Source organism: Stutzerimonas sp. KH-1 (genome assembly GCF_054483855.1).
In genome coordinates, this window is sequence record NZ_CM137011.1 from 1455580 (window position 1) to 1480573 (window position 24994).

The window sequence follows — 24994 nt, forward strand, 5'->3', positions numbered from 1 at the left end:
TATGGTATTGCTTTTTCCGGCACGAGCGAGCGAAACGGCCGACCGACAACGGTGCAATTGCACATTTCCCTGACTCAGGTCATGAGTCGAACTGCCTGGTTACGCTGATGACTGCTACAAAAGTGTAATGAGCGACAGCTATGCATATAGGAGTTGTATGACCGCGACGACGGGCGCGAAAGGAGGCGTGAAAAAAACACTATCCGGTGACTTTACAGAATGTCAGACCGCCATTAGCGTGGCCGCCGCCGAGACGGCGAAGTGACCCCGCGTAGCGCAGGCACACTATCTGCATTAGCAGACGTGTTCGCTGCGAACCCCCATGGAAAACGATGGTCGTAGGCTCTACGCCGGCATGGCCGGGCAACACCGCAAGGCAGCTGCTGTTCTCGATGGCAGTGCATCGACTGGAACCTTTATTTCAAGGACTCACATGATCAAGAAATGCCTTTTTCCCGCTGCCGGATATGGCACACGTTTTCTTCCTGCAACCAAAGCCATGCCCAAGGAAATGCTGCCGGTGGTGAACAAACCCCTGATTCAGTACGGGGTTGAAGAGGCACTGGCGGCGGGGCTGAACCAGATCGCGATCGTCACCGGGCGCGGCAAGCGCTCGTTGGAAGATCATTTCGATATCAGCTACGAGCTAGAGCATCAGATTCGCAACACCGACAAGGAAAAGTACCTGGTCGGTATTCGCCGCCTGATCGACGAATGCAGCTTCTCCTATACCCGCCAGGTGGAGATGAAAGGGCTGGGGCATGCAATTCTCAGCGGCCGTCCGCTGATCGGTGACGAGCCGTTCGCCGTGGTCCTGGCCGACGACCTGTGCATCAATCTCGATGGCGATCCGGTCCTGGCGCAGATGGTCAAGCTCTACAACCAGTTCCGCTGCTCGATCGTTGCCATCCAGGAAGTGCCGCCGGAAGAGACCAGCAAGTACGGTGTGATCGCCGGCGAGATGATCCGCGACGACATCTACCGCGTCAGCCACATGGTCGAGAAGCCCAAGCCTGAAGATGCGCCTTCCAACATGGCGATCATCGGCCGCTACATCCTGACCCCGGACATCTTCGATCTGATCGAACAGACCGAGCCGGGCAAGGGCGGCGAGATCCAGATCACCGACGCGCTGATGCGCCAGGCTCAGGACGGTTGCGTGCTGGCGTACAAGTTCAAGGGCCAGCGCTTCGACTGCGGTAGCGCCGAGGGCTACATCGCGGCGACCAACTTCTGTTATGAACACTTCTACCTTACCGGTAAGGCGTTCTGAAGCAATTGGGCCACCTCAGGGTGGCCCAGTCACTTCCGGGCCTGCTTCAAGGCTCCGGCATATCCTCGGCACCCGGTCCAAGCGGCTGCCCATAGCTGAATTCGACATAGTTGCCCGCGGGGTCGCGCACGCCGCAGTAGTAACCCACCGGGTACGGCTCGTCGCGCGGTTCCCAGATCAGGCAACCGTCCTCGCGCGCCAGCTCGGCGACCGCATCGACCTCCTCTCGACTGGCCATCGCGAAGCCGAAATGGCTGTAGTCGTTCGCAGCCAACGCGCGATCCGCGCCGCCAGGCATGATCACGAAGATGAACTCGCGCTCCTTGCCGGGCTCCGCCATCCAGACGATGCGCGACCCTTTGCCGGGCCGCTCGTGGAACACCCGCATGCCACAAAAGCGTGCGTAGAACGCAATGCAAGCGTCCAGATCGGGCACATGCAGAGCCAGGTGAGTCAGGGTAGGGCGCATGCGGCACTCCTTCGGTGATTCGGGTCAGAAGCCTGGGTTATGCTGTTCGCTAGACAAGGAGACAACTCTACATGGCTTACGACTTCGATCTATTCGTCATCGGCGCAGGTTCCGGTGGCGTTCGGGCGGCGCGCTTCGCGGCTGGTTTCGGTGCAAGAGTAGCGGTCGCCGAAAGCCGTTACCTGGGCGGTACCTGTGTCAACGTCGGCTGCGTGCCAAAGAAACTGCTGGTCTACGGCGCGCATTATGCCGAGGACTTCGGCCAGGCTCAGGGCTATGGCTGGACCATCGACGGCGCAACCTTCGACTGGAAGACCCTGATCGCCAACAAGGATCGCGAGATTCAGCGCCTGAACGGCATCTATCGCAGCATCCTGGTGGACAGCGGCGTGACCCTGCTGCAGGCACATGCGCGGCTGGTCGATGCGCATACCGTCGAAGTCGACGGCAAGCGCTACAGCGCCGAGCACATTCTGATCGCCACCGGCGGCTGGCCGCACGTACCGGAGATTCCGGGTCGTGAGCACGCCATCACCTCCAACGAAGCCTTCTATCTGGATGCCTTGCCGCGTCGGGTATTGGTGGTGGGCGGCGGCTATATCGCGGTCGAGTTCGCCTCGATCTTCCACGGCTGTGGCGCCGACACCAAGCTGCTCTACCGTGGGGAGCTGTTCCTGCGCGGCTTCGATGGCTCGCTACGCGACCATCTGAAAGACGAGATGATCAAGAAGGGCGTGGACCTGCAGTTCAACGCCGACATCGTCCATATCGACAAGCTGGCCGACGGCAGCCTGCTTGCCACCCTGGAAGACGGCCGTACCCTGGAAGCGGACTGCATCTTCTACGCCACCGGCCGCCGCCCGATGATCGAAGGCCTGGGCCTCGAAACAGCCGGCGTGGCGCTGGATGCGCGCGGCTTCATCGCAGTGGATGACGAGTACCGCACCTCGGTGTCTTCGATCCTGGCGATCGGCGACGTGATCGGTCGCGTACAGCTGACCCCGGTTGCGCTTGCCGAAGGCATGGCGGTCGCCCGTCGACTGTTCAAGCCCGAGCAGTACCGCAAGGTCGATTACTCCACCATCCCGACAGCCGTGTTCAGCCTGCCGAACATGGCAACCGTGGGGCTGACCGAGGAAGAAGCCCGTGAGCAGGGCTACAAGGCCACCATCTTCGAGAGCCGCTTCAGACCGATGAAGCTGACCATGACAGACAGCCTGGAAAGAAGCCTGATGAAGCTGGTGGTGGACGCCGAAACCGACCGCGTGCTTGGCTGCCACATGGCCGGGCCGGAGGCTGGGGAGATCATGCAGGGGTTGGCCGTGGCGCTGAAGGCTGGCGCCACCAAGCAGGTGTTCGATGACACCATGGGCATCCACCCGACCGCAGCGGAAGAATTCGTCACCATGCGTACGCCTGCCGCTGTCTGAAGCGGGCCAAGGGCATGGTCAGTCGCATGCCCTTGGCCGACGGTCAGTGGTGATGGCCTGATGCCGAGCCGCCACTGACCGGGGCGTCTTCCTCGATGCTGACCTCGGCGGTGAGCTCGCTGCCGTTTTCGAACTGCAGCGTGATCGGGAAGCTCTCGCCGGCCACCAGCGGTTGCTTGAGTCCGAACAGCATCACATGGTTGCCACCGGGCTTGAATTCCACCTTGCCCGCGGCCGGCACCTCGACCGACGGAATCTGCTGCATCTTCATCATGTCGCCCTGATGGACATGGGTATGCAGCTCGGTTTTCCCGGCCCGCGGAGTCTGCGCGCCGACCAGCTTGTGCGCTCGTTCGCCACGATTCTCCAGCACGAAGTACACCGCGCCCGTGGGTGCGCTGGGGGGCATCGCCCGCGACCAGGCCTGGCTGACCACCAGCTCGCTGGGGGCTGCTTGCGTCGGGGCGTGATCGTGGTGGTGATCCTGCGCGAAGGCAGGCTGGCAGAGCACGGTCAAGGCGCCTGCGGCCAGTAAGCGAAGCAGCATGTGAATACTCCAGTTCCGGTTGAGAGAAGCGCCATATTACGCCGCTTGGTGCGACCCGGCAGTTCTCCCGTACTGACCGGACGTTGATTCCGATCAAACACGGCGCACCTACTCTGAACAATGCTGCTGGCAATGCCCAGGAGGATGCGTTCGATGAGCCATACCAAGCTTCTGTTTCGTAGCGCCGCTCGCGAAAAAGTGCTGCACGGCGCCAACCAACTCGCCGAGGCGATCCGCATCACCCTCGGCCCAAAATCGAAATCGGTTCTGATCCAGAGCGTCTATGGTGCGCCGAGAGTGTGCAACGACGGTGTCACGATCGCCAAACTGGTCAAGCTCGAAGACCCCGAGGAAAACCTGGGTGCACAAATGCTGCGTCAGGCAGCCGAGCGGACAGGCGATGCCGTGGGCGATGGCACCAGCACGGCGACGGTTCTGGCTCATGCCATCCTCACCGAGGGCATTCGCAACGTCGTGGCGGGCGCCAGTGCCATCGACATCAAGCGCGGGCTCGACAGGGGGCTGCGCGTGACGGTCGAATCGCTCCATCGGCAGTCTCGTGAAATCAGGACACGCAAGGAAAAGGCGCAGATCGCTGCCATCTCCGCACACAACGACCCGGAGACCGGCGAGCTGGTGGCCGATGCCATGGAACGGGTCGGGAACGAGGGCGTCATCACCGTCGAGGAATCCAAGACCACCGAGACCGTACTCGACGTGGTCGAAGGTATGCAGTTCGATCGCGGCTACGTTTCGCCGTACTTCATCACCGACAGCGAGAAGATGGAGGCCGTGCTGGAAGACGCGTTCGTGCTTCTCTGCGAGCAGAAGGTCGGACTGCTCAAGGACCTCATACCCCTGCTGGAAACCATCGCCAAAAGCGGTCGGCCGTTGCTGCTGATCGCCGAGGACATCGAAGGTGAGGCGCTGGCGACGCTGATCGTCAACCATATCCGCGGGGTGTTGCGGGTGGTGGCCGTGAAGGCGCCCGGCTTCGGTGACCGACGCAAGGACATGATCCAGGACATCGCGGTGCTCACTGATGCGCAAGTGGTGTCGGCTGATCTCGGTATTGCCCTGGAACAGGTCGCGATCGAGCAGCTCGGTCACGTCCAGCGCGTGGTGGTCGATCGCGAGCATACGACGCTGATTGGCGGCGCGGGCGACCGCTCGGCAATCGATGCGCGCATGCAGCAGATCCGCACGCAGATTGAAAAGACCACCAGCGACTACGATCGCGACAAGCTGCAGGAGCGCCTGGCGAAGCTGTCCGGCGGGGTTGCGGTAATCCGCGTCGGTGCACCGACCGAGTCGGAAATGAAGGCCCGCAAGGATGCCCTCGATGACGCCATTTCCGCGACCAAGGCGGCCATGTCCGAGGGCATCGTGCCGGGTGGCGGGCTCGCGCTGCTACGCGGCGTCCCGGCGCTCAGCGCAGAGGAAGCCAAGGCCGAGGGTGATGAGCGAACCGGGCTGCAGATATTGCGGCGGGCCCTGGAGGCCCCGGTACGCACGATCGCCGACAATTCCGCCGTGGATGATGGCGTGGTGGTCGCTCGTCTGCTGGCTGAACCTGGCGATATCGGCTTCGATGCGGCTGCGAACCGTTATGTCGACATGTACGAAGCGGGCATCATCGATCCCACCAAGGTCGTGCGGGTGGCGCTGGAGAACGCCGTCTCGATTGCCAGCGTGCTGTTGCTGACCGAAGCCACGATGATCGAGGTGCCGGACAAGCAGGACCATGAACCGCCGCTGCCGACGTGATCGATCAGCGGCAGCGTGGGCCGGTCAGAACGGCGGAATCAGCAGGATCGGGCAATCCAGATGCTCGGTCAGCTGTCGCAGTTCCGCCGCGGACCAATCGCCAGCGGCACCGGCCAACAGCACCAGGGTTGGCTGGCGGCAACGGAGCAACGGCAGCGACTGTTCCGTGCTAGCCCAGCGCATCGCCTCCCAGGCCAGCCCAGGGAGGCGCCCATTCCGATCCAGCGATTGCATTGCGATAGCGGCGTTCTGCAGGGCTGACGGTTGGCGGTAGAGCACCACGCCATGCCGATCTGGCGGCTGTGTACGCCAGGGCGTCCGTTGAGCGCGGCCGAATACCGTCACGTCGCTTTGTCTGATCTCGTTCAACAGCGTCTCGAGGCCTGGACCGCGCAGACTGCGCAGGGACCAGGCGATCCCGCTGGGACCGATCTGCCGGGCCAGTTCTTCGCGCAAGCGGTCCGCGCGCACCCGAAGGCTGCGCTCGAGCGTTGCCGGGTCCAGCATGCGCTCGGTGCCGCTGTGGCTGATTTCCCTGGCAAAGGGCAGGGCGGCGGCGCGCAGCAGGGCCACATCCTCCAGCAGCAGACTGGTCAGCTCGGCACGCAGGGTGCGTGACAGCTGCACGGCGATCTGCAACGAGCCCGGGTTGATGCCCGCCGGTTCCAGCGCCAGCAGCACCCGGCGTGGAGCCGTTGGATCACGCGTCGCGCCGATCACGGCCGTTACCTGCGCCCTGGATGTAGCGCCGACGCAGCTCGCTGAGCTCATCCAGGCGGTGCTGGACGGCGGCGTTCAGCGTGTCGGGCGGATAGCGCCCGGTATTGTCGGCGGTGCCGGCGGGCAGTCCGGTGAGCAACTCCATCGCCTGGTCGACATCGCTGACCGCGTAGATGTGGAACTGCTGCTGGCGAACGGCGACGAGCAGATCCTGACGCAACATCAGATGTTTGACGTTACCTGCCGGCACGATCACCCCCTGGGTGCCGCTCAGCCCACGAGCACGGCAAATGTCGAAGAAGCCTTCGATCTTCTCGTTGACGCCGCCGATCACCTGGACGTTGCCGTGCTGGTTCACCGATCCGGTAATTGCCAGATCCTGACGCAGCGGCAGCCCGGCCAGAGCGGACTGCAGCACGCAGAGTTCGGCCACCGAGGCACTGTCGCCCTCGACCGGGCCGTAGGATTGTTCGAAGACCAGACTGGCGGCCAGCGACAGCGGCGCTTCAGGCGAATAACGACTGGCCAGATAGGCGGACAGGATCATCACGCCCTTGGAATGCAGTGCCCCGCCCAGCTCGACCTCTCGCTCGATGTCGATGACCTTGCCATCGCCGAGCCGCGCGGTCGCCGTGATCCTGACCGGATGGCCGAAGGCATGGTTGCCCAGCTGCACCACTGCCAGCCCGTTGATCTGGCCCACGGCACGGCCGCTGGTTTCGATCAGTCGCAGGTCGCGCAGTACCGCATCGTGCATGCGCTCGCGGATCTGATCGGCGCGGTGGATGGATTCAGCCAGGGCGCGTTCGACGTCCTCGCGGCGGATCAGCTCGCTACCGTGCTCGTTCGCCCAGAAATCCGACTCGCGCAGCACATCGAGCATGTTAGCCAGGTGCAGGGACAAGCGCTCGGCGTCGTCGACGTGGCGTGAGGCATGCTCGATCAACCGCGCAACGGCACCGCGTTCCAGCGGCTTGAGCTTCTCCCTTCGCTGCAGTGTCGCCAGCAGTCGCGCGTACAGCAGGATGTTCTGCGGGGTGCGCTCGAAATCCTCGGCGAAATCCGCTTCGACCTTGAACAGCAGAGGGAACTCGGGATCGTACTGGTTCAGCAGGTAATACAGGCGCCGCTCGCCGACCAGCACGACCTTGACGTTCAGCGGAATCGGGTCCGGCTCGAGGGAAATGGTGCTGGCCATGCTGAGCACCTGCTCGAGTGACTGCAGCCGCAACTCGCGCGCCTGCAGCGCACGTTTCAGCGCCTCCCAGGCGAACGGCTGGCTCAACAGTTTTCGCGCATCGAGTACCAGATAGCCGCCATTGGCGCGATGCAGGGCGCCGCTCTTGATCAGCGTGAAGTCGGTAAGCAGGGTGCCCATCTGCGCCAGATGCTCGATGCGACCCAGCAGGTTCTGGTAGCTCGGATGATCCTCGTAGACCAGAGGCGCGCCGCTACTGCCGGAGTTATCGACCAACACGTTGACGAAGTAACGGTTGAATGGCGTCAGCCGGTGGCTGCCGAGCACCTTGTCGGGCTCGACGTTGGCAAAGTGGTCTTCGCCTCGTTCGATGATGTCCAGCTTGACCTCGGCGAGAAAGGTCATCACGCCCGGAAGCGTTCGATAGCGCGATTCGAGTTCCGCCATATGGATGTCCACCGTGGCGCTGATGGTCTCCTGATTGAGTTGCTCGATACGCTTGTCGTGCTCCCGATGCCATCCAGCAATCAGCTGCAGCCCTTGGCGCAGCGTCTGCCGCAGCGTTTCGCTGCTCTGCTCGATGCGCTGCTTCTCTTCGGCAGAGAGCTGCTCGTACTCCGCCGGCCCCATCACTTCGCCGCTCTTGAGCAGCGGTGCCAGGGTATAGCCGCTGGGTGTGCTCATCAGCATGATGCCCGCCTGGCGGGCTTGCTCGCTGACCGAGCCGAACAGGGTTTCCTCGCGCGCCTTGAACTCATCCTTGATGGCCTGCACCGCATTGCGATAGTCGTCGCTGTCGAATGCTGCGGGCAGAGCACCGAGCAGGGTGCGGATGAGTCGGCGCATGTCGGCTTGCAGCGTGTTGCCGGTTCCGGCCGGAACACAGAGCACCAGCGGCTTGTGCGGTGCTCGGAAGTTGTTGATGTAGCACCAGTCCTGCGCCTGCGGTGCCTCGGCCGAACGCTGCTGCAACAGCTTGCGTACGATCGCGTGCTTACCCAGCCCCGGTGCGCCCATCACGTAGAGGTTGTAACCCTCGTGACGCATACCGATGCCAAGGTGGAGCGCGCCGAGGGCGCGTTGCTGGCCCAGGGTCTCGTCGAGTTCGGCCAGCTCCTCGGTGGTCGAGAAGTCCAGCTGCCCGTCATCGCAGGCGTGATAAAGGCGTTCTGCTGGTAGTTCGTAGGACTGCAAGGCAAACCTCCGCTGCGGCAGGCTGTAGCTTCGTCACAGGCAGGGCGCATGACGAAGGAGGGTAGGGTTCCGATTATTGCGTCGCGGCAGGACGGAGCCTTGATGGGGGTCAACCGCCTGCCACGTCTTACTCGGCCACGCACGACAGCCGCAGTGGTGCCGTTTCGCAGGCATTCCACAGGGAGCGTATATCCAGTAGGCGGATGTCACGCCCGTTGCTTTCGATCAGCCCCAGTTGGCGGTAGCGGGTGAACAGGCGACTGACCGTTTCCGTGGTCAGGCCCAGGTAGCTGCCGATCTCCGCTCTGGTCATCGGCAGCGTGAACCTCGTTGCCGACAGCCCACGCCGGGCGAAGCGTGCGGAAATCTCGAGGAAGAAGGCAACGAAGCGCTGTGCGGCGCTCTCGCGGTGATGCCTGAGGTGTGCCTGTTCGACGAGCAGTTCGTGGCTGATCGACTTGAGCACGCGGCTGCGCAGCCGTGCGCTGTTGGTCAGCAATTCTTCGAGCGCCGAGACCGGAATGGCACACACCAGTGAAGGCTCCAGCGCCATGGCATGGTTGACGCAGCGATCGCCGGCGAACGCATCCAGGCCGACCAGTTCGCCGGGGAAAACGAAGCCGGTTACCAGCTCCTTGCCGTCGCTACCGGTCAGATAGGTCTTGAGCGAACCACTGCGCAATGCATAAACGTGAGTGGCCGGTTCATTCACTCGGTACAGGTGCTGCTGCCTGGCGACACGCCGGTTGTGCCGAATGATCGCTTCCAGGCACTGAAGTTCGGCATCCTCCAGTGTCGCCGGCAGGCATATTCGGCGCAGCGAACACTCGCGGCATCTCAGCGTCTTGCAGGCCTTGAACGTGGCATCCATGACGGTCCCCCGGACGTGCGTGGCGGTTCCTGGCTCCTTGCATGACTTTAGCCAAGAATTCGTCGGCGAGCAGCGTGGACACCACAACCATGACGTCAGCGGTACTCGGCGGCGAGCGCCGCGGCGACCGATGCGCTGCTATCCAGAATGGTCAGACGGCGTGCGACGAGCGCTGGGTCAAGCCGGAACGGGGGCACGGTATCGGCAACGACCAATCCGTCGAATACCGGGCTTTCCACTACTTCGGAACCACCGGTGAACAGGCCGTGCGTGGCGGCGGCGTGTACCTGCCGCGCGCCGGCATCCCGGCACGCCTGCCCAGCGCGCAGCAGCGTGCCGCCGGTGCTGATCAAGTCATCGACGATCACCGCGATCCGGTCGTGCACCTCGCCGACCAGCATGGCGCCGGTGACGATGTCGTTGCTGCGATACTTCTCCATGTAGGCGCTGCCGACTGCACGCCCGGTATGTCGCTCCAGCGCGCGGCGAAACGACTCGGCGCGCTTGGCGCCTCCTGCATCGGGCGAAACGGCTACCAGCTCGGTGTCGCCGGGCAGGCCGGCGAAGTGACCAGCGAACAGTTCGGCGCTCTCGATGTGCCGGGTCGGGATGCGGAACGCGTTGTCGAACGCGGCGACGTTGTGGACCTCCAGCGTGGTCAGCCGGTCGACCCGACAGGCTTCGAACAGCGCAGCCACGTAGCGGGTGATGATAGGGTCCTGATACTGCGTGCGACGCTCCTTGCGGGCGTAGCAAAGGTATGGTGCGACCACCTGGACGTGCCGCGCGCCGGCATCCTTGAGTGCGCCGCAGAAGAACAGCAGGCGGCAGAGCTTGTCGTTCACGCTGCGCTCGTCGTCACCATACAAGCCGTGGAAGACGACAACGTTGCGATTCTCCACCGGCGTCAGCGCCCGGCTCTTGTGCTCGCCATCTTCGAAGGCCCGTTCTTCCAGGTCGGCCAGCACGAGCCCCAGGTGCCGCGCGACCCGCGTCGCGTAATCACGGCTGCCATGTAGGGCGAACAGGAGAGGGGAGTGTGCGTTCATGAGCGGCTCCTGGTGGAACGAGATGGGTCGGGTGCCAGCTGCGGATAACCCAGGCCCAGGGCCTGGTGATCCAGCAGATAAAGCTGTGCCTGCTGCAAGAGCGCGCGGGCTTGGCTGGCCTTCGCCTGCGCCGCCTCGGAAGAGGACTGGCGCAGGGAGCTGCCGGCCAGGGTGAAGCAGCGGGTCGCTGCACGAACCGAGAGAAACAGCGGCAGCGGCAGGCAATCATCCGCCTCACCGCTTTCGTCCAGATAGGCCCGCAGCACCACCGGCGCGAGCTCACCAAGTCCGTGGTGCTGCAGGTCCATCAATACGAAAGCGAGGTCGTGCAGCACGTCTATGCAGGCGATCTCGTCGCTGAACTCGATGCCATCGAACAGTGTCGGGTGGCCGGCGAACAGGCAGATATTGGCCAGACGCATGTCGCCATGGCAGCGTCGTACCTGGCCAGCCAGGCGCCGCCGCTCGAGTTCGGCAGCCTGCTGTCGGAGCAGATCCAGCTGGTCGCGATACAACGCATTTACGCTGGATGCGTCGAGCAGTTGCCGGTAGCGAGCCAGTTCGACGTGATTGCTTTCGATCGCCTGACGAATCCCGGCGCTGCCGCCGAATGCCGGCGTGCGTTCCGCTGCGGCATGGAAGCGGGCGACTTCCTTGCCTAACGCTTGCATCAACGGGGGCGTCAGCCGGCCAGCCAGCGCCATGCGCTCGAACAGCGCCGATTGAGGGAATCGGCGCATGACCACGACCCAGTCGAGCACTTCGCCGTCTCCGCCAAAGGCGAGCCGACCGTCACGGCCGCGAGTAACTGCACGCACCTCGAGGTAGATGGCCGGCGCGGTCCGTCGGTTGAGGCGCAGCTCGGCATGGCAGGCGCGCTCGCGTTTGTGCAACGTCCGGAAGTCCAGCGAGGCATAGGCAATCTCGCGCTTGAGCTTGTAGGCGCGTTCACCGCACAAAAAGATCAACGAGCCATGGGTGTCGATGCGCTCGACGCTGTCGCCAGCCTGCCCGTAACTTTCGGCGCGGGAAAGAAAGTCGATGACCTCTTGCTGATCGCTCATCTGTTCCTCACGGTCGGCTCTGCGCATGGCGATGCCACCAGCTGGTGGTCGGGGACTGGATCAAGCACTGCTGCCAGCGAGTCTAGTCGCCCCGTCTCGGCGTGCCCGACTGCCGGACGGCCGTCGCCGGGCGTTGATCGGGATCAAACCCTTTTTCGATTTCAGTTCTAGCCTCTGAATAGCGGCTGTGCTGCCTCATGCCAATCTGCCTGGGTGTCGCACCGCGGCACGACCTGCTCAGGGGACCGCCTCATGCGTTCAGCGACCATTGAAAAAACATCTCGGGACCTGGCGGTAAAACCCAACTGGCCCGACGCGGCCTTCGACGTCAGTCGGTTCAGCTGGCAGGCCGCTGCCGGCGCGCTCACCGGCCTGCCAGGGGGAGGATTGAATCTGGCTCATGAAGCGGTCGATCGCCACGCTGCTGGCACGCGGGCGGGCCATCCGGCCCTGCGTTTCCTTGAACGCAACGGCAGCCGTCGCGAGCTGAGCTACCTGCAGCTCAAGCGCCAGACCAATCGCTTCGCCAACATGCTCGTCCAACTCGGCGTCGCTCCGGGCGAACGGCTGTTCGTGCTGTGCAATCGTGGCGTCGAGCTCTACCTCGGTGTGCTGGGCGGATTGAAGAACGGCTGCGTGGTCTCGCCGCTGTTCGCCGCATTCGGTCCCGAGCCGCTGGAAACTCGCATGCGTCTGGGGGAGTGCAGCGTTCTGCTGACCAGCGAGACGCTGTATCGCAAGAAGGTCGCCGGGCTGCGCGGGCGGCTGCCGTTGCTCAAGCATGTGCTGATCTATGACGAGAGCGGCGGTCACACCGGCATCGACGGCACACTGGACCTGCACCAGCTGCTGTCCAGCGCCAGCGAGGATTTCGAGATCGTGCCGACCACGGCCGACAGCCCCTCGCTGCTGCATTTCACCAGCGGCACCACCGGCACGCCGAAGGGCGCGCTACACGTACATGGCGCCGCACTGACTCACTATGTCACCGGCAAGTACGCGCTCGACCTGCACCCGGAAGACATCTACTGGTGCAGCGCCGATCCGGGCTGGGTCACCGGCACGTCCTACGGCATCCTCGCGCCACTGCTGCTGGGCGTAACCAGCGTGGTCGACTGCGGCGAGTTCGATGCCGAGCGCTGGTACGGCATCCTCGAGAAGGAGCGCATCAGCGTCTGGTACACCGCGCCGACCGCCATTCGCATGCTGATGAAGGCCGGACCGGAGCTGGCGCGTCGGCATTTCCATCCGCAGTTGCGCTTCGTCGCCAGCGTCGGCGAGCCGCTCAACCCCGAGGCGGTCTGGTGGGGCAAGGAAGTGCTCGGCCTGCCGATCCACGACAACTGGTGGCAGACCGAGACCGGCGGAATCATGATCGCCAACCTGCCAGCCATGCCGATCAAGCCGGGCTCCATGGGCAAGCCCCTGCCGGGCGTCGAGGCGGCGATCGTCCGCCACGGCGAAGACGGCAGCCTGATCCTCCTTGGCGACGAGGAGATCGGCGAGCTGGCCCTGAAACAGCCGTGGCCGGGCATGTTCCGCACCTACCTTGGTCAGGAGGAGCGCTATCGGCGCTGCTTCGCCGGCGATTGGTACCTGAGCGGCGACCTGGCCCGGCGCGATGCCGATGGCTATTACTGGTTCATCGGCCGTAGCGATGACGTGATCAAGTCCGCCGGCCATCTGATCGGCCCGTTCGAGGTGGAAAGCGCGCTGATGGAGCATTCCGCGGTGGCCGAAGCGGCGGTGATCGGCAAGCCCGATCCTCTGCTGGGCGAAACGGTCAAGGCGTTCGTCTCACTGAAGCGCGGCCGCGAGGCCAGCGAGGCGCTGCACGACGAGCTGATCGGCCATGCGCGCAAGCGCCTGGGGGCGGCCGTCGCGCCGAAGGAACTGGAGTTTCTCGCCAGCCTGCCGCGCACCCGCAGCGGCAAGCTGATGCGCCGGCTGCTCAAGGCCCGGGAGCTGGGGCTGCCGGAAGGCGATACCTCGACACTGGAGAACCCCTGATGAACACGCCGGCTGCCGTGAGCTATCCACCGGACCTGGCGCTGACCCTGCTGCGCGACATGCTGCGTATCCGCCTCATGGAGGAGCGCGCCGCCGAGCTGTACGGCGAGGGCAAGATCCGCGGTTTCCTGCACCTCTACATAGGCGAAGAGGCGGTGGCGGTAGGGGCACTGCATGCGCTGGCCGCCGATGATGCGATCGTCGCCACCTATCGCGAGCATGGCCACGCGCTGATTCAGGGAGTGTCGATGAATTCGATCATGGCCGAGATGTTCGGACGGCAGGAGGGCTGCTCGCATGGTCGCGGCGGCTCCATGCACCTGTTCGATGCGCGGACCCGCTTCTTCGGCGGCAACGCCATCGTCGCTGGCGGCCTTCCATTGGCGGTCGGGTTGGCGCTGGCCGAGCAGATGCAGAAGGGCTCGCGCATCAGCGCCTGCTTCTTCGGCGAGGGCGCGATGGCCGAGGGCGCGTTCCATGAATCGATGAACCTGGCGGCCCTGTGGCAGCTGCCAGTGCTGTTCTGCTGCGAGAACAACCTGTACGCGATGGGCACTGCCCTGGCCCGTTCGCAGTCGCAGACCGACCTGTGTGCCAAGGCCGCGGCCTATCGGGTGGCCGCCAGCGCGGTCGACGGCATGGACGTGGTCGCCGTGCACGACGCCACCCGTGACGCGGTGGCGCATGTGCGCAGCGGGCAGGGGCCGTACTTCCTGGAGCTGCAGACCTACCGCTTCCGGGCTCATTCCATGTTCGATCCGGAGCTGTATCGCGACAAGACGGAAGTGGAGCAGTGGAAGCAGCGCGACCCGATTCAAACCTACAGCGCGCGGCTCAGGGCGCAGGGCGTCCTCGACGAGCCGGGCTTTCTCGCCATCGAAGCTGGAGTGCGGCAGGAGGTGGAGCAGGCCGTGGCCTACGCCGAAGCCGGCGCGCTCGAGCCCATCGAGCAGCTGTATAGCGACGTCTACGCCCCGCAGGTGCAGCCATGAGCAGCCGGATCAGCTACCGCGAAGCCCTGCGGGAAGCGTTGCGCGACGCCCTGCAGCGTGACGAACGCGTTTTCCTGATGGGTGAGGATGTTGGTCGCTACGGCGGCACCTATGCCGTCTCCAAGGCGCTGCTCGACGAGTTCGGCGAGGCGCGCATCCGCGACACGCCCTTGTCCGAGCTGGCGTTCGTGGGGGCCGGGATCGGTGCGTCGCTCGGCGGCATGCGGCCCATCATCGAGGTGATGACGGTCAACTTCGCCCTACTGGCCCTCGACCCGCTGATCAACACCGCGGCAACGCTCAGGCATATGTCCGGCGGGCAATTTTCCGTGCCGCTGGTGCTGCGCATGGCCACCGGGGCCGGACGGCAGCTGGCGGCGCAGCACTCGCACAGCCTGGAGGGCTGGTTCGCGCATGTGCCCGGGTTGAAGATTCTGGCTCCGGCGACCGTCGAGGACGCACGCGGCATGCTCTGGCCGGCGCTATTGGACCCGAACCCCGTGCTGATCTTCGAGCATGCGCAGTTGTACAACCAGGAAGCCGATCTGGACGGCACAGCGACCGTCGACATTCACTCGGCGCGAGTGCGCCGGCAGGGCGATCACCTGACCCTGATCACCTACGGTGGCACCCTGCACAAGGCGCTTCAGGCGGCCGAGCAGCTGGCTGGCGAGGGCATTTCGGCGGAAGTCATCGATCTGCGCGTGCTGCGTCCGCTGGATGACGCGACGATTCTCGAATCGGTGCGCAAGACGCATCGTGTGTTGGTGGTGGACGAGGGATGGCGCAGCGGCAGCCTGTCGGCGGAGATCATCACGCGCATCATCGAGCAGGGCTTTTTCGAGCTCGACGCCCCACCGGCACGGGTATGCAGTGCCGAAATACCGATTCCCTACGCCAAACACCTCGAAGATGCGGCTCTGCCGCAGGTGCCAGGTATCGTCGAAGCGGCCAGACGGCTGCTCCAGTAGCCTCTACCACAGCCATGAGGTGTGCATGATCGTCTTCAAGTTACCTTCGCTGGGTGCGGACATGGATGAGGGCACGCTGCTGCAATGGAAGGTCGAGCCCGGCGAGCATATCGAGCGGGGCGAGGTGATCGCCGTGGTCGACACGGCCAAGGCGGCGGTCGATGTGGAGTGCTGGCACAGCGGCGAGGTGCTCGAACTGCTGGTCGAACCGGGTAGCAAGATCCCGGTCGGTACAGCCATGGCGATGCTGCTGGAACCCGGCGAAACCCGTGAAGCGGCCATGGCACAGCGCGCGGAGACGATTCCGGAGGTGGCAAGCCAGGCACCGATCGCGCCTGAAATGCGCGCGGCGTCGCCGGCCCAATCGGGGGGCGAGGCGGCGCGTCTGCGCATCTCGCCCGCGGCGCGCAAACGCGCAGCCGAGCTTGGCATCGACCCGGCAAGCCTTACCGGCAGCGGCCCACAGGGGTCGATCACGCTGCGGGACATAGACGCGGCCGCCGCCCGCACGTTAACCGTGGATCGACACACGGCGATGCGCCAAGCCATAGCAGCGGCCATGAGCCGCTCCAAGCGCGAGATTCCCCACTATTACCTGAGCGAAACCATGGCGTTCGGATCGGCCGCCAAGTGGTTGCAGGACTACAACGCCGAGCGCCCACCCGAGCAGCGGTTGTTGGCCAGCGTGGTACTGCTCAAGGCGGTGGCGTTGGCGCTGCGTGACTATCCGCAGCTCAACGGCTATTGGCGAGATAACGCCTTCCAGCCTGCGGAAGGCATCCACCTGGGGGTCGCGATCACACTGCGACGAGGCGGACTGGTCGCGCCTGCGCTTCGCGATGTCGCCGATCGCTCGCTGCCGGACCTGATGCAGGCGCTCAGCGATCTTGTTCAGCGTGCGCGTGCCGGATCGTTGCGCAGCTCGGAAATGAGCGATGCGACTCTCACCGTTACCCAACTGGGCGAGCAGGGCGTGGATAGCGTGTTCGGGGTCATCTATCCGCCTCAGGTGGCGCTGGTCGGGGTCGGGCGCATTGCCGAGCGCCCATGGGTGCAGGCTGGTGCACTTTGCGTGATGCCGACCGTGACGCTAAGCCTGGCGGCGGATCACCGCGTCAGCGATGGCCATTACGGCGCGCGATTCCTCGCCGAAGTGCACCGTCTGCTGCAGAGCCCAGACAGCCTGTGACAGGAGAGCGAGATGGACCAAGCGCAGATTCGCCACATTGCACTCGATGCGTTGCAACACATCGCGCCGGAAATCGACATGGAGACCCTGCGCCCCGACCGCCTGCTACGCGACGAGGTGGACCTCGATTCGATGGACTGGCTGCGCTACATCGCTGCGCTGCACCAGCAACTGGGGGTGAACATTCCGGAAGCCGATTACCAGTTGCTGACGAGCATTGATGCCGTTGTCGCCTATCTGCACGATCGCCTGCAGGAGCAGCCGCGCAACTGACTGCCAGCAGAGCAACTACCAGGCGGCTGACCGGTGGCCGTGCGGCTTGCCCTGATGGATACGGCAAGGGGTATATTGCGGGCAGCTTCCAGAGGCGTCGGCGACGCCGCATTCACGCTCAACCGGAGGGCGCATGGACCCAAAGATCGCAGAATGGAACGAACGCTACAGCGACGCGGAGTACCTGTTTGGTAAAGAGCCAAACGCCTTTCTGGCCAGCCAGCGAGAGCGTTTCACGCCAGGCATGAAGGTCCTGTCTGTTGCCGACGGCGAAGGCCGCAATGGCGTCTGGCTGGCTCAGCTGGGGCTGGATGTACTGGCCGTGGAGGCAGCGCCGCGGGCGATCGACAAGGCCCGCCAGCTGGCGGCCGAGCGGGGCGTCAACCTCGCTCACGAATGCGCCGATCTGCTGACCTGGGATTGGGGCAGCGAGCGCTTCGACGCGATTGTCGCGATATTCATCCAGTTCGTCGGCCCGGAGCTGCGTGCGCAGATGTTCGCCGACATGCAGCGCGCCTTGAAGCCCGGCGGGCTTCTGCTGCTGGAAGGCTATCGTCTCGAACAGTTGAGCTACGCCACCGGCGGCCCGAAGGAGCCGGCCAATCTCTACACCGCTGCAGCGCTGCGCGAGGCTTTCGCCGGCCTGCAGATCCTGCATCTGGCCGAATACGATGCCTACATAGAGGAGGGCAGCCGCCACCGCGGAATGTCCGCACTGATCGATCTGGTGGCGCGCAAGCCGACGGCTGAAATACCCGCTTGAGGCGGAACCTGCTGTAGCGGGCTAGAGGCATCCCTTTCGCAGCGATCGAATCGGGGCACTTCGGTGCCTCTACGTGATGGCGTCGAGCAACGTCTCAATGCCGCTCTTCCCAGCCTGTGATCATCGCCCTGATATGAGCCAATGGTGTCTGTCCGGTTGTGGTCAGGTACGCATGTACGATCAGGAAGATCAGCATCAGAAACGCGCCACCGGTATGTGCCAGGGCTACCGCCTCAAGGGCCAGCCAGTCAGGCAGCAAAGGCTCCAGGCGGCCCCAGAACAGATAGAGCAGCCCGCTGATCCAGATCAGCGGGTTGATCAGCACAAGTATGCCCAGGTAAGCGATGCGCTGAAGCGGATTGTGCTTGCGCTCGGCGGTGACCTTGTAAGGGTGCGGCGCGCCGATGAAGATGCCACGGGCGTAATAGAGCGCCACGCGTTGGATATTGGTCAGCGTCGGTATGTACTGCCTCCATTGGCCGGTCGTGAAGTGCCAGAAGATGGCGAAAATCCATAACGCGATGAGCAGCCAGGCGGCGACTTCATGAACCTCGACCGCAGTGCGGAAATCGAGCAGGGCGTGACTCCCATGAATGGCGAAGCCACTGAATAGCAGCGTGATGATCAACGCAGCTTGCGACCAGTGCCAGAAGCGCTCGAAGCGGGTGAACAGATAGAGGCGGTCGGCCATTTCAGTGTCTCCTTCGGCGCGCATGCGCGATGCCGCGAAGCATGGCGTGAAGCAGAACGCCGAGCAGGGCCAGCCCGGCCAGGCCGAAGCCGAGACGGTCGAGCAGCGGATTGCGATCCTTGCCGGGCAGCCAGATGCCGGGCACTGCCGCCAGCCGCCCTTTAGCCGCGTGGCACTGGGCGCAGTCGAGCGCTTGCTCCTTGGGCGCGACCATGTGGGTGATCGGCCAGAGCATCTGCGTATCGACAAAGCCGAACTGACCACTGTAGGGCGCGCCGGTGGCGTCGGCACCGGCCTGCAGCGCCTTGGCCCAATCGAAGTTGAACCAGAACGCCGTGTCATCGGGCAAGGCGGTATGTGGGACCAGCAAGGTGTGATGCACCAGGTCATACGGCTGGCGACTATGGAAAGTCTTAACCGGCCAGATCCGCGCATCCGCGGCGCCCGGCGTGCCGTGGAACGTATTGATCGGCACCAGGCTGTCCGGATCGATCCGGGTATCGGGCTGCACGTAAGTGACGGTGCCATCGAACCAGACATAGTCCGGCACCACGTTCTCGGCGAGGAGGAAGTCGCCCTTGCGGCTGTCGTAGATCACGTGGCCGTCGGCATCTCGGGTCAGGAAAGGCTTGCCTTCGGCGTTCATCTTGCCGGCTGTCGACCAGTCCCAGCCCATCTTCGTTGGCACGCCGCCTCGAGCGAAGGCCGGGATATGGCAGCTTTGGCAGGCCAGGACGCGGCTGTGATCGTTGAGCCGGCTGGCGTGTAGCAGGTCGCCCTGATGCGGACGCTCGCCGTGGCACGATTGGCAGGTCGAGGGATTGCGTGCGCTGCGCTCACCGCGCAGGATCGCCGCGTGAGGATCGGAGGCGGTGACACTGATGCGGCTCCCGGCGATTCGGTGCTCATCGGCGACGTGACAGGTCGAGCAGCTGAAATCCGGCCCCTGGCTGGACATATGCACGTCGAGGGTGCGCGGCGGATCGTTCAGAGAAGAGTCGAGATCGCCGTGCTTTACCCCGTCGCCGCCACCGCCGTAGTAGTGACAGGCGCCGCAGGTGCGGCGCGAGGTTGCGCCGACATTGCGGGCGACCGCGGCCAGGTTAACCGGTTCGACGAACTTGCCCGAGCCGGGTGAGGTTTCGGTGCGTACCAGGGGAGGGTGGCCGGCCAATCCGGCAAGTTTCAGGTAGCTGCCCGTGTTGTGACAGGCCAGGCAGTCGACCTTGGTTTCGTCCGAGAAGTCGAAGTTTGCATCCTTCCAGCCATAGCCGACGTGACAGGACTGGCAGAAGGCTTCGTTGGAGCGGTCACCGATGCAGAAGCCATTGAGCATGGTCTTCTTGCCCAGACGCTGGCCGGTGTCCGGGTTGGTGTAGTCCCACGTCCAGTGACGCGTGGCCATCACCTGAGAGGCAGCTTCGGTATGACAACCGAGGCAGGCTCGGGTGACTTCTTCGCCGCTGGTGAATGGTCCCTGCAACTGCCTGAAGCGGCTATGGTCGGCCGTGGCAGCCAGCAACGAAACAGGCAGCAGAAGGGCCAGGCATGCGAGCCAGGCCAGATCTCGGCGAAATACATTCATCGTTCCCGTCTCCATGGGGCGAAAATGCACAGCCTCTGCTGAAACGATAGTTCATCGCGTGGCCAGTATGGTGTTGGCATCAGGCTACGCGGCTTCCCAGATCCGGGCATTGAGGTGCGTCAGCCATCGACGCCGGCGATACGTACGTCTCGATGCAGCAACAGGTTCCAGGTCAGGCGCAACAGGGCCGCGACGGTGGCTACCTGGATCAGCACGAGCACCAGGATGGCCACCCAGTAGGCGGCGCCGAATGGCGCGATCAGGCCGCTGTTCACCCATACCAGGTGCCACCAGAACATGCCCATCACGAAGAGCGCAACGCCCGGACAGATCAGGCCGAAGCTCACTGGGCTGCGTGCTTGCCCCGAAAGGTGCGCACGCAGGTAACCGTTGAGCTGCATGACCCGGTAGCCGATCAGCATCACACCCAGTTGCAGCATGAAGATCGCGGTCAAGGTGACGAACGTCGTGGCGCTGCTCGCACCGCCGGAAAAATGGTGGCTGAGGCCATGCTGCAGGCGCAGCCATTCGATGCCGAGCAGGGTGAGAATCGGTACCAGCATCCAGATGCTGGGCGTCGCCTGGGATTGCAGGCCATGCGTCATCATCGCGCTGATGCCCGTTACCAGCACGATGATGCCGACCACCAGCGACAGTACGAGGAACAGAATCGACAGCGTCGCCGCCAAAGTCGACACCAGCTTCACGTGAGACATCGCGGCGGGCGCGGCGAAACCCACCGAGAGCATGGCGAAGGTGAATACGGCCAGCAGGGCGGACAGATGATTGTGCTCCTCGCTGCGATAGCCACCGCTCACCAGCATGCGGCTGAGGTAACGGCCGTAGATGCGCAGCGCACTCCAGGCTATGGCAGCAAAGGCGAGGAGGGCGAGCGGAAACAGGTACTCGACCACCGACCATAGTCCCGGAACGAACAAGGCGCCCAGCACGAAACAGACATTGACCGTCATGGCCAGGGTCAGCGGCACCGTCATCAGCTGCACTTCTGCCGGTGAGCTACGCAAGCTCACCAGCGAATTCTGACTGCTGGCGGCGCGGAACTCGCGGATGTTCCAGCCCAGCAGCAGAAAGTGCAGGACGGCCATGGCCGCGACGCCGCCACCAGCGATCAGCACGATTGCGGACAACGGCACCGGGCCGGCGGCGCCGTTGTGCCAGGCCGCTAGCAGGTGCTCCCAGGTGGGCATTGGATGATCCCGGTGCGGCACCATCCACATCAGGTACATGTAGAACGAAATCGCCAGCCCGCCTGCTCCGAGAGCGGCCAACCAGTAGCTGGGGTGATAAGGGATGTCCTGATTGCGCCGAAACATGTCGCAGCTCCTCTGCTGGTCGCTTACTCGGGTACGCAGATCCTGCCCTTGAGGGCGGCGGTCAGCGTCTTCCCGGCAAGTATTGCCACTACGCCGCTCAGCAACGCCAGCAAGGCCCAGCCCAGCCAACCGTAGAAAGGCAGACCGGTGCGAGCAGCCATTTCGAAGGTTGCCAGGGTCAGCGCTGCCATCGGGAACGAGTATGCCCAAGCGGAGATGAAGAACGGCACGCGGTAAAAGCGCGCAGCGTTACTGGCCAGCAGCAGGCCGAGGAACAGCGCCGTGAAGTACAGAGTGCGAGCAAAGGCATCCAGGCTGTCGGTCAGTGCCAGATAGGCGAGAAAGCCGACCGAGGGCGGCGCGAGAAGAATGAACAGGGTTGGTGTCAGGCGCACGGGCATCGGTTCGTGAAAGAACAGCCGGTACAGCACGATGGTCAGCAGCACCAGCCAGAAAACCAGGCCGATGCTGAAAAAGAACCAGCTGATGTCGCTATGAGCAAAGCTCGCGCCAACGACCGGCACCAGAATGTTGCCCACCACAGGGATGAACCAGGCCGGATTGACGTGCTTGATCTCGAAATGGGCGTGATGGATCCAGCCGCTCATTGCCAGCAGGGTAAAGACCAGGTGCGATGCGGCACCTAAGTTCCACAGCCATTGCGCCACGCCTGGTGCGGCATGGGCCCAGGCGATGGCGAGCAGAAGAACGCCGATGGAAATCGCAGGAAAGAAGTTCTGCTTGAGCGGATGTGCGCGTTCGGCCATTACCGCTGTGGGGTGCCGCGAGAGCTTGAGCACATAGACGAAGAGCAGGAATGCGAACAGGCCAGTGGCAGCCCAGCGTAGGCCACCGCCGATAGCCTCGGGCACCAACCCTGTCTGGGCGGCCTTGAGCCAGGCGATCGCCAGGCCAGCGACACCCATCACGCTGGCGAACAGCGCGACAGGAAAATGAGCGAGTCGGTGCTGAGCATCGATGCGGGTATCGATCGTGGTATCCATAACAAGCCTCGGCTTCCAGGCCGAAAGACATTTGCAGCGGGTCCGCTGACACCGCCAGCCGCCCCCGCGCTGAGCCTGGATATACGCGGAGGCGAGCTGATTGCTTCAGAGCGTCTTGGTCGAGTAGTACCAATCGACGGTGTCGTAGCCTTCCTTGCTGCGTTTTTCGGCATCATCGGCGGTCTTGGGCGGCGGCACGATCACCGGCTTGCCTGGGCACCAGTTCTCCGGCGTTGCCACACCATGGGTGTCGGATGTCTGCAGGGCCTCCAGCAGACGCACGAACTCATCGATGCTGCGGCCGTTGCTCATCGGGTAATAGACCATGGCGCGCAGGATGCCGTTGGGGTCGATCAGAAAGGTCGCGCGCACGGCCTGGGTATCGGCGGCGCCGGGGTGAACCATGCCGTAAGCGCTGGCGACCTTCATCGATATGTCTTCGATGATGGGGAAGGGGATTTCAACCCCGAACTTCTCCTTGATGTTGCGCATCCAGGCCAAATGGAAAAACAGGCTGTCGATCGACAGACCGAGCAGTTCGCAGTTCATCGCGGCGAACTTCGGTGCAGCCTGGGCGAAACCGATGAACTCGGTGGTGCAGACCGGTGTGAAGTCCGCCGGATGGGAGAACAGGATCAGCCATTTACCGCGGTAGTCTTCCAGCGAGCGATCGCCGGAGGTGGTACGTGCGCTGAAGGCCGGTGCCGGCTCGTTGAGACGAGGGAAACTGATTTGCGGTGCGTTATCCATTTTTCCTGACCTCTGCTTCGTTTGGTTGGTACTGAGGTGTGTCGCTGGTGGAGCATCCCGGCGTTGCGCTAGAGCACGTCGAGCGGAATCTTCAGATAGCGGGAGCCATTGCCTTCTGCTGGCGGCATGTCGCCGGCGCGCATGTTGATCTGCACCGATGGCAGGATCAGCGTTGGCATGCCGAGCGTGGCGTCGCGGCTCTGGCGCATGGCGACGAACTGCTCCTCGTTCACCTCGGCATTGATGTGCACGTTGCCGGTACGCTCGGCGCCAATTGTCGTCTGGTGCTGGAATTCGTCCCGCCCTGGCGCCTTGTAGTCGTGGCAAAGGAACACGCGGGTCTCATCGGGCAGCTGGAACAGCTTGTCGTGGATCGAGCGATACAGAGTGTGGGCGTCGCCGCCAGGGAAGTCGCAACGAGCCGTTCCATAGTCGGGCATGAACAGCGTGTCGCCGACGAAGGCAGCATCGCCGATGAGGTAGGTCATGCAGGCCGGGGTGTGCCCGGGGGTGTGAATGGCGCGGGCCGGAAGATCGCCAACCCGAAACGCCTCGCCATCGCGGAACAAGCGGTCGAACTGGCTGCCGTCAGTGGGGAAGTCAGGCCCGGCGTTGAACAGCTTGCCGAATGTGCTTTGCACGACGGTGATCTGCTCGCCGATGCCGATCTCGCCGCCCAGTTGCTGACGCAGGTAGGGCGCTGCGCTCATGTGATCGGCATGAACGTGGGTCTCGAGTATCCACTGCACAACCAGTCCACGTGAGCGGACGTGCTCGATCAGGCGATCGGCGCTGTGATAGGACGTGCGGCCCGAGGCAGGATCGTAGTCAAGTACCGAGTCCACCAACGCACAGCGTTGCGTGGCAGGGTCGCTGACTACGTAGCTATAGGTATAGCTCGCAGGATCGAAAAAGGCTTCGACATTGGGGGTCATAGCAAAGCTCCTCCTGTTCTTAATACCCCTGGGGGTATCGGATTGAGGTCAGCCTGACACATCCATCGGTTGAAGACTCGGGGGTTTTCTCTATCGGCTGGATAGGCCGGGCCAATCGTTGGCAGATGTGACCCGGCGGATGCAGCGCGCTACTTTTTCAGCGGACAGGCCTTGATGCCGAGCAACGAATAGGCTGGGCACCAGCCGAGCAGTCCGGTTGCCAGCGGCAGTACACCAATCCAGGCCCATACCGGACCGCCGAGCGCGGCCCATACGAGCAGCGCAACGCCAATCACGATGCGAGCGACCTTGTCGATACCGCCAATGTTCTTTTGCATGATTTGATTCCTCTGGTGACCCCGGATGGGCCGGCGTTACGGGCGGTACATCTTTTCGGCGTTCATCTTTGGCGACCATGGCAGGTTCGAATTCTGCCAACCGCTCAGCAGGCGGAACCCGGCCTGTGGGCCTTCCTTGATCGCTGGGCCCTGGAAACCGTCGATCACGTAGCGGGCGTTGGGAAAGCCGTTGTCGCGCAGGTAGTCGGCGCTGGGCTTGCCGCGTTCACTGCCGGAGCGGCACATGGTGATGATCTCGGCGTTCTCGTCGAGGCCGCGTTTCTTCAGTTCCGTGCGGATTTCAGAAAGGAAATTGGGGTTCTGCGAAACCTTGTAGGTCCCGCGTTGTTCGTCCCAGGTGTTGCGGTCCACCAGCAGGTAAGGGACGTTCACATGCACCGCATCGGTGAAGCCGACGAACATGATCTCCACCGGATCGCGCACGTCGACAAACAGCAGCTTCGATTCGTTCTGTTGAACGCGGTTATAGACGGCCTGAGCGGTAACACCGAGATCATCGGCACTGGCGGCAAAGGCGCAGAAGCTCAGCGCGCTGGCTAGCAGAAAACGTTTCATG

General features: G+C 63.6%; 24 protein-coding genes. 9 read left to right on the forward strand and 15 right to left on the reverse strand.

Translation table 11 applies throughout. The annotated features are described in order from the left end of the window. Positions 1–433: 433 nt before the first annotated feature. Positions 434–1273 carry a UTP--glucose-1-phosphate uridylyltransferase GalU gene (galU, locus tag ACX1DW_RS07030; RefSeq protein WP_015277032.1) on the forward strand — a complete coding sequence of 280 codons (840 nt, stop codon included), beginning with the start codon at positions 434–436 and terminating at the stop codon, positions 1271–1273. Positions 1274–1319: 46 nt separating this feature from the next. Here the strand turns inward: galU and ACX1DW_RS07035 are convergent, their stop codons facing one another. Continuing rightward, positions 1320–1742, reverse strand: coding sequence for a VOC family protein (locus ACX1DW_RS07035; RefSeq protein WP_133457152.1), 423 nt, complete (start codon positions 1740–1742; stop codon positions 1320–1322). Between the two features lie 71 nt (positions 1743–1813). Between ACX1DW_RS07035 and gorA the strand changes: the two genes are divergently transcribed. After that, on the forward strand, positions 1814–3172 hold the full coding sequence (gene gorA / locus ACX1DW_RS07040) for a glutathione-disulfide reductase (RefSeq protein WP_458993087.1): 1359 nt from the start codon (positions 1814–1816) through the stop codon (positions 3170–3172). 43 nt (positions 3173–3215) lie between these two features. Here gorA and ACX1DW_RS07045 read toward each other — a convergent pair whose 3' ends face one another. Further along, positions 3216–3719, reverse strand: coding sequence for a copper chaperone PCu(A)C (locus tag ACX1DW_RS07045; protein ID WP_063542938.1), 504 nt, complete (start codon positions 3717–3719; stop codon positions 3216–3218). A gap of 153 nt (positions 3720–3872) precedes the next feature. Here ACX1DW_RS07045 and groL point away from each other — a divergent pair, with 153 nt between their 5' ends. Further along, positions 3873–5486: a chaperonin GroEL gene (gene groL, locus ACX1DW_RS07050; RefSeq protein ID WP_458993088.1), complete on the forward strand. Its 1614-nt coding sequence runs from the start codon at positions 3873–3875 to the stop codon at positions 5484–5486. Between the two features lie 24 nt (positions 5487–5510). Here the strand turns inward: groL and ACX1DW_RS07055 are convergent, their stop codons facing one another. From ACX1DW_RS07055 to ACX1DW_RS07075, 5 genes are all read right to left on the reverse strand, one after another. Then, the gene (locus ACX1DW_RS07055; protein ID WP_458993089.1) at positions 5511–6206 is read right to left on the reverse strand and encodes a hypothetical protein; all 696 of its coding nucleotides are present in this window, start codon (positions 6204–6206) and stop codon (positions 5511–5513) included. Next, on the reverse strand, positions 6187–8598 hold the full coding sequence (locus ACX1DW_RS07060; RefSeq protein ID WP_458993090.1) for a Lon protease family protein: 2412 nt from the start codon (positions 8596–8598) through the stop codon (positions 6187–6189). The genes ACX1DW_RS07055 and ACX1DW_RS07060 overlap by 20 nt, the downstream gene beginning before the upstream one ends. 127 nt (positions 8599–8725) lie before the next feature. Then, entirely contained in the window at positions 8726–9469 is a 744-nt protein-coding gene (locus ACX1DW_RS07065; RefSeq protein WP_458993091.1) for a cyclic nucleotide-binding domain-containing protein, read from the reverse strand. A 95-nt stretch (positions 9470–9564) separates the two neighbouring features. Continuing rightward, the gene (locus ACX1DW_RS07070) at positions 9565–10518 is read right to left on the reverse strand and encodes a ribose-phosphate diphosphokinase (RefSeq protein WP_458993092.1); all 954 of its coding nucleotides are present in this window, start codon (positions 10516–10518) and stop codon (positions 9565–9567) included. Then, positions 10515–11582 (reverse strand): phosphotransferase, encoded by a 1068-nt coding sequence (locus ACX1DW_RS07075; RefSeq protein WP_458993392.1) that lies wholly within the window; start codon positions 11580–11582, stop codon positions 10515–10517. Before ACX1DW_RS07075 ends, ACX1DW_RS07070 begins: the two co-directional genes overlap by 4 nt. A gap of 252 nt (positions 11583–11834) precedes the next feature. On the opposite strand from ACX1DW_RS07075, the gene acsA reads away from it, so the two are divergent. The 6 genes from acsA (at position 11835) to ACX1DW_RS07105 (ending at position 17780) form a co-directional block, all read left to right on the forward strand. Then, positions 11835–13592, forward strand: coding sequence for an acetate--CoA ligase (acsA, locus tag ACX1DW_RS07080; RefSeq protein ID WP_458993093.1), 1758 nt, complete (start codon positions 11835–11837; stop codon positions 13590–13592). Beyond that, entirely contained in the window at positions 13592–14584 is a 993-nt protein-coding gene (pdhA, locus tag ACX1DW_RS07085) for a pyruvate dehydrogenase (acetyl-transferring) E1 component subunit alpha (protein ID WP_208218501.1), read from the forward strand. Before acsA ends, pdhA begins: the two co-directional genes overlap by 1 nt. Beyond that, entirely contained in the window at positions 14581–15555 is a 975-nt protein-coding gene (locus ACX1DW_RS07090; RefSeq protein WP_458993094.1) for an alpha-ketoacid dehydrogenase subunit beta, read from the forward strand. Before pdhA ends, ACX1DW_RS07090 begins: the two co-directional genes overlap by 4 nt. 25 nt (positions 15556–15580) lie before the next feature. Beyond that, positions 15581–16744: a dihydrolipoamide acetyltransferase family protein gene (locus tag ACX1DW_RS07095; protein WP_458993095.1), complete on the forward strand. Its 1164-nt coding sequence runs from the start codon at positions 15581–15583 to the stop codon at positions 16742–16744. A gap of 12 nt (positions 16745–16756) precedes the next feature. After that, positions 16757–17017 (forward strand): acyl carrier protein, encoded by a 261-nt coding sequence (locus ACX1DW_RS07100; protein ID WP_110777010.1) that lies wholly within the window; start codon positions 16757–16759, stop codon positions 17015–17017. Positions 17018–17150: 133 nt separating this feature from the next. Further along, positions 17151–17780: an SAM-dependent methyltransferase gene (locus tag ACX1DW_RS07105; protein WP_208218508.1), complete on the forward strand. Its 630-nt coding sequence runs from the start codon at positions 17151–17153 to the stop codon at positions 17778–17780. 94 nt (positions 17781–17874) lie between these two features. On the opposite strand, the gene ACX1DW_RS07110 is transcribed toward ACX1DW_RS07105, so the two are convergent. The 8 genes from ACX1DW_RS07110 to ACX1DW_RS07145 all read right to left on the reverse strand — a co-directional run bounded on the left by ACX1DW_RS07110 (position 17875) and on the right by ACX1DW_RS07145 (position 24993). Further along, complete coding sequence (locus ACX1DW_RS07110) at positions 17875–18471, reverse strand: cytochrome b/b6 domain-containing protein (protein WP_458993096.1); 597 nt, start codon at positions 18469–18471, stop codon at positions 17875–17877. A gap of 1 nt (position 18472) precedes the next feature. Then, a complete protein-coding gene (locus tag ACX1DW_RS07115) occupies positions 18473–20056 on the reverse strand; it encodes a tetrathionate reductase family octaheme c-type cytochrome (protein WP_458993097.1) in 1584 nt (527 codons plus the stop codon). A gap of 119 nt (positions 20057–20175) precedes the next feature. After that, positions 20176–21390, reverse strand: a complete 1215-nt coding sequence (locus ACX1DW_RS07120; protein ID WP_458993098.1) for a TsoY family (seleno)protein — start codon at positions 21388–21390, stop codon at positions 20176–20178. A gap of 23 nt (positions 21391–21413) precedes the next feature. Beyond that, a complete protein-coding gene (locus ACX1DW_RS07125) occupies positions 21414–22394 on the reverse strand; it encodes an SLAC1 anion channel family protein (protein ID WP_458993099.1) in 981 nt (326 codons plus the stop codon). Positions 22395–22499: 105 nt separating this feature from the next. After that, on the reverse strand, positions 22500–23144 hold the full coding sequence (locus ACX1DW_RS07130; protein ID WP_458993100.1) for a peroxiredoxin: 645 nt from the start codon (positions 23142–23144) through the stop codon (positions 22500–22502). A gap of 68 nt (positions 23145–23212) precedes the next feature. Beyond that, positions 23213–24079 carry an MBL fold metallo-hydrolase gene (locus tag ACX1DW_RS07135; RefSeq protein ID WP_458993101.1) on the reverse strand — a complete coding sequence of 289 codons (867 nt, stop codon included), beginning with the start codon at positions 24077–24079 and terminating at the stop codon, positions 23213–23215. 149 nt (positions 24080–24228) lie between these two features. Next, the gene (locus tag ACX1DW_RS07140; RefSeq protein WP_458993102.1) at positions 24229–24417 is read right to left on the reverse strand and encodes a YgaP family membrane protein; all 189 of its coding nucleotides are present in this window, start codon (positions 24415–24417) and stop codon (positions 24229–24231) included. Between the two features lie 36 nt (positions 24418–24453). Continuing rightward, positions 24454–24993, reverse strand: a complete 540-nt coding sequence (locus ACX1DW_RS07145; protein WP_458993103.1) for a rhodanese-like domain-containing protein — start codon at positions 24991–24993, stop codon at positions 24454–24456. Between the last annotated feature and the right edge of the window lies 1 nt (position 24994).

Excerpts from the sequence above, each read along its gene's own strand:
- acsA (WP_458993093.1), top strand. The coding sequence starts at position 11,835 with ATGCGTTCAGCGACCATTGAAAAAACATCTCGGGACCTGGCGGTAAAA.
- ACX1DW_RS07095 (WP_458993095.1), top strand. The coding sequence starts at position 15,581 with ATGATCGTCTTCAAGTTACCTTCGCTGGGTGCGGACATGGATGAGGGC.
- pdhA (WP_208218501.1), top strand. The coding sequence starts at position 13,592 with ATGAACACGCCGGCTGCCGTGAGCTATCCACCGGACCTGGCGCTGACC.
- ACX1DW_RS07035 (WP_133457152.1), bottom strand. The coding sequence starts at position 1,742 with ATGCGCCCTACCCTGACTCACCTGGCTCTGCATGTGCCCGATCTGGAC.
- groL (WP_458993088.1), top strand. The coding sequence starts at position 3,873 with ATGAGCCATACCAAGCTTCTGTTTCGTAGCGCCGCTCGCGAAAAAGTG.
- ACX1DW_RS07135 (WP_458993101.1), bottom strand. The coding sequence starts at position 24,079 with ATGACCCCCAATGTCGAAGCCTTTTTCGATCCTGCGAGCTATACCTAT.
- ACX1DW_RS07110 (WP_458993096.1), bottom strand. The coding sequence starts at position 18,471 with ATGGCCGACCGCCTCTATCTGTTCACCCGCTTCGAGCGCTTCTGGCAC.
- ACX1DW_RS07075 (WP_458993392.1), bottom strand. The coding sequence starts at position 11,582 with ATGAGCGATCAGCAAGAGGTCATCGACTTTCTTTCCCGCGCCGAAAGT.
- galU (WP_015277032.1), top strand. The coding sequence starts at position 434 with ATGATCAAGAAATGCCTTTTTCCCGCTGCCGGATATGGCACACGTTTT.
- ACX1DW_RS07130 (WP_458993100.1), bottom strand. The coding sequence starts at position 23,144 with ATGGATAACGCACCGCAAATCAGTTTCCCTCGTCTCAACGAGCCGGCA.
- ACX1DW_RS07070 (WP_458993092.1), bottom strand. The coding sequence starts at position 10,518 with ATGAACGCACACTCCCCTCTCCTGTTCGCCCTACATGGCAGCCGTGAT.
- ACX1DW_RS07105 (WP_208218508.1), top strand. The coding sequence starts at position 17,151 with ATGGACCCAAAGATCGCAGAATGGAACGAACGCTACAGCGACGCGGAG.
- ACX1DW_RS07120 (WP_458993098.1), bottom strand. The coding sequence starts at position 21,390 with ATGTTTCGGCGCAATCAGGACATCCCTTATCACCCCAGCTACTGGTTG.
- ACX1DW_RS07100 (WP_110777010.1), top strand. The coding sequence starts at position 16,757 with ATGGACCAAGCGCAGATTCGCCACATTGCACTCGATGCGTTGCAACAC.
- gorA (WP_458993087.1), top strand. The coding sequence starts at position 1,814 with ATGGCTTACGACTTCGATCTATTCGTCATCGGCGCAGGTTCCGGTGGC.
- ACX1DW_RS07145 (WP_458993103.1), bottom strand. The coding sequence starts at position 24,993 with ATGAAACGTTTTCTGCTAGCCAGCGCGCTGAGCTTCTGCGCCTTTGCC.
- ACX1DW_RS07065 (WP_458993091.1), bottom strand. The coding sequence starts at position 9,469 with ATGGATGCCACGTTCAAGGCCTGCAAGACGCTGAGATGCCGCGAGTGT.
- ACX1DW_RS07090 (WP_458993094.1), top strand. The coding sequence starts at position 14,581 with ATGAGCAGCCGGATCAGCTACCGCGAAGCCCTGCGGGAAGCGTTGCGC.
- ACX1DW_RS07125 (WP_458993099.1), bottom strand. The coding sequence starts at position 22,394 with ATGGATACCACGATCGATACCCGCATCGATGCTCAGCACCGACTCGCT.
- ACX1DW_RS07140 (WP_458993102.1), bottom strand. The coding sequence starts at position 24,417 with ATGCAAAAGAACATTGGCGGTATCGACAAGGTCGCTCGCATCGTGATT.
- ACX1DW_RS07045 (WP_063542938.1), bottom strand. The coding sequence starts at position 3,719 with ATGCTGCTTCGCTTACTGGCCGCAGGCGCCTTGACCGTGCTCTGCCAG.
- ACX1DW_RS07115 (WP_458993097.1), bottom strand. The coding sequence starts at position 20,056 with ATGAATGTATTTCGCCGAGATCTGGCCTGGCTCGCATGCCTGGCCCTT.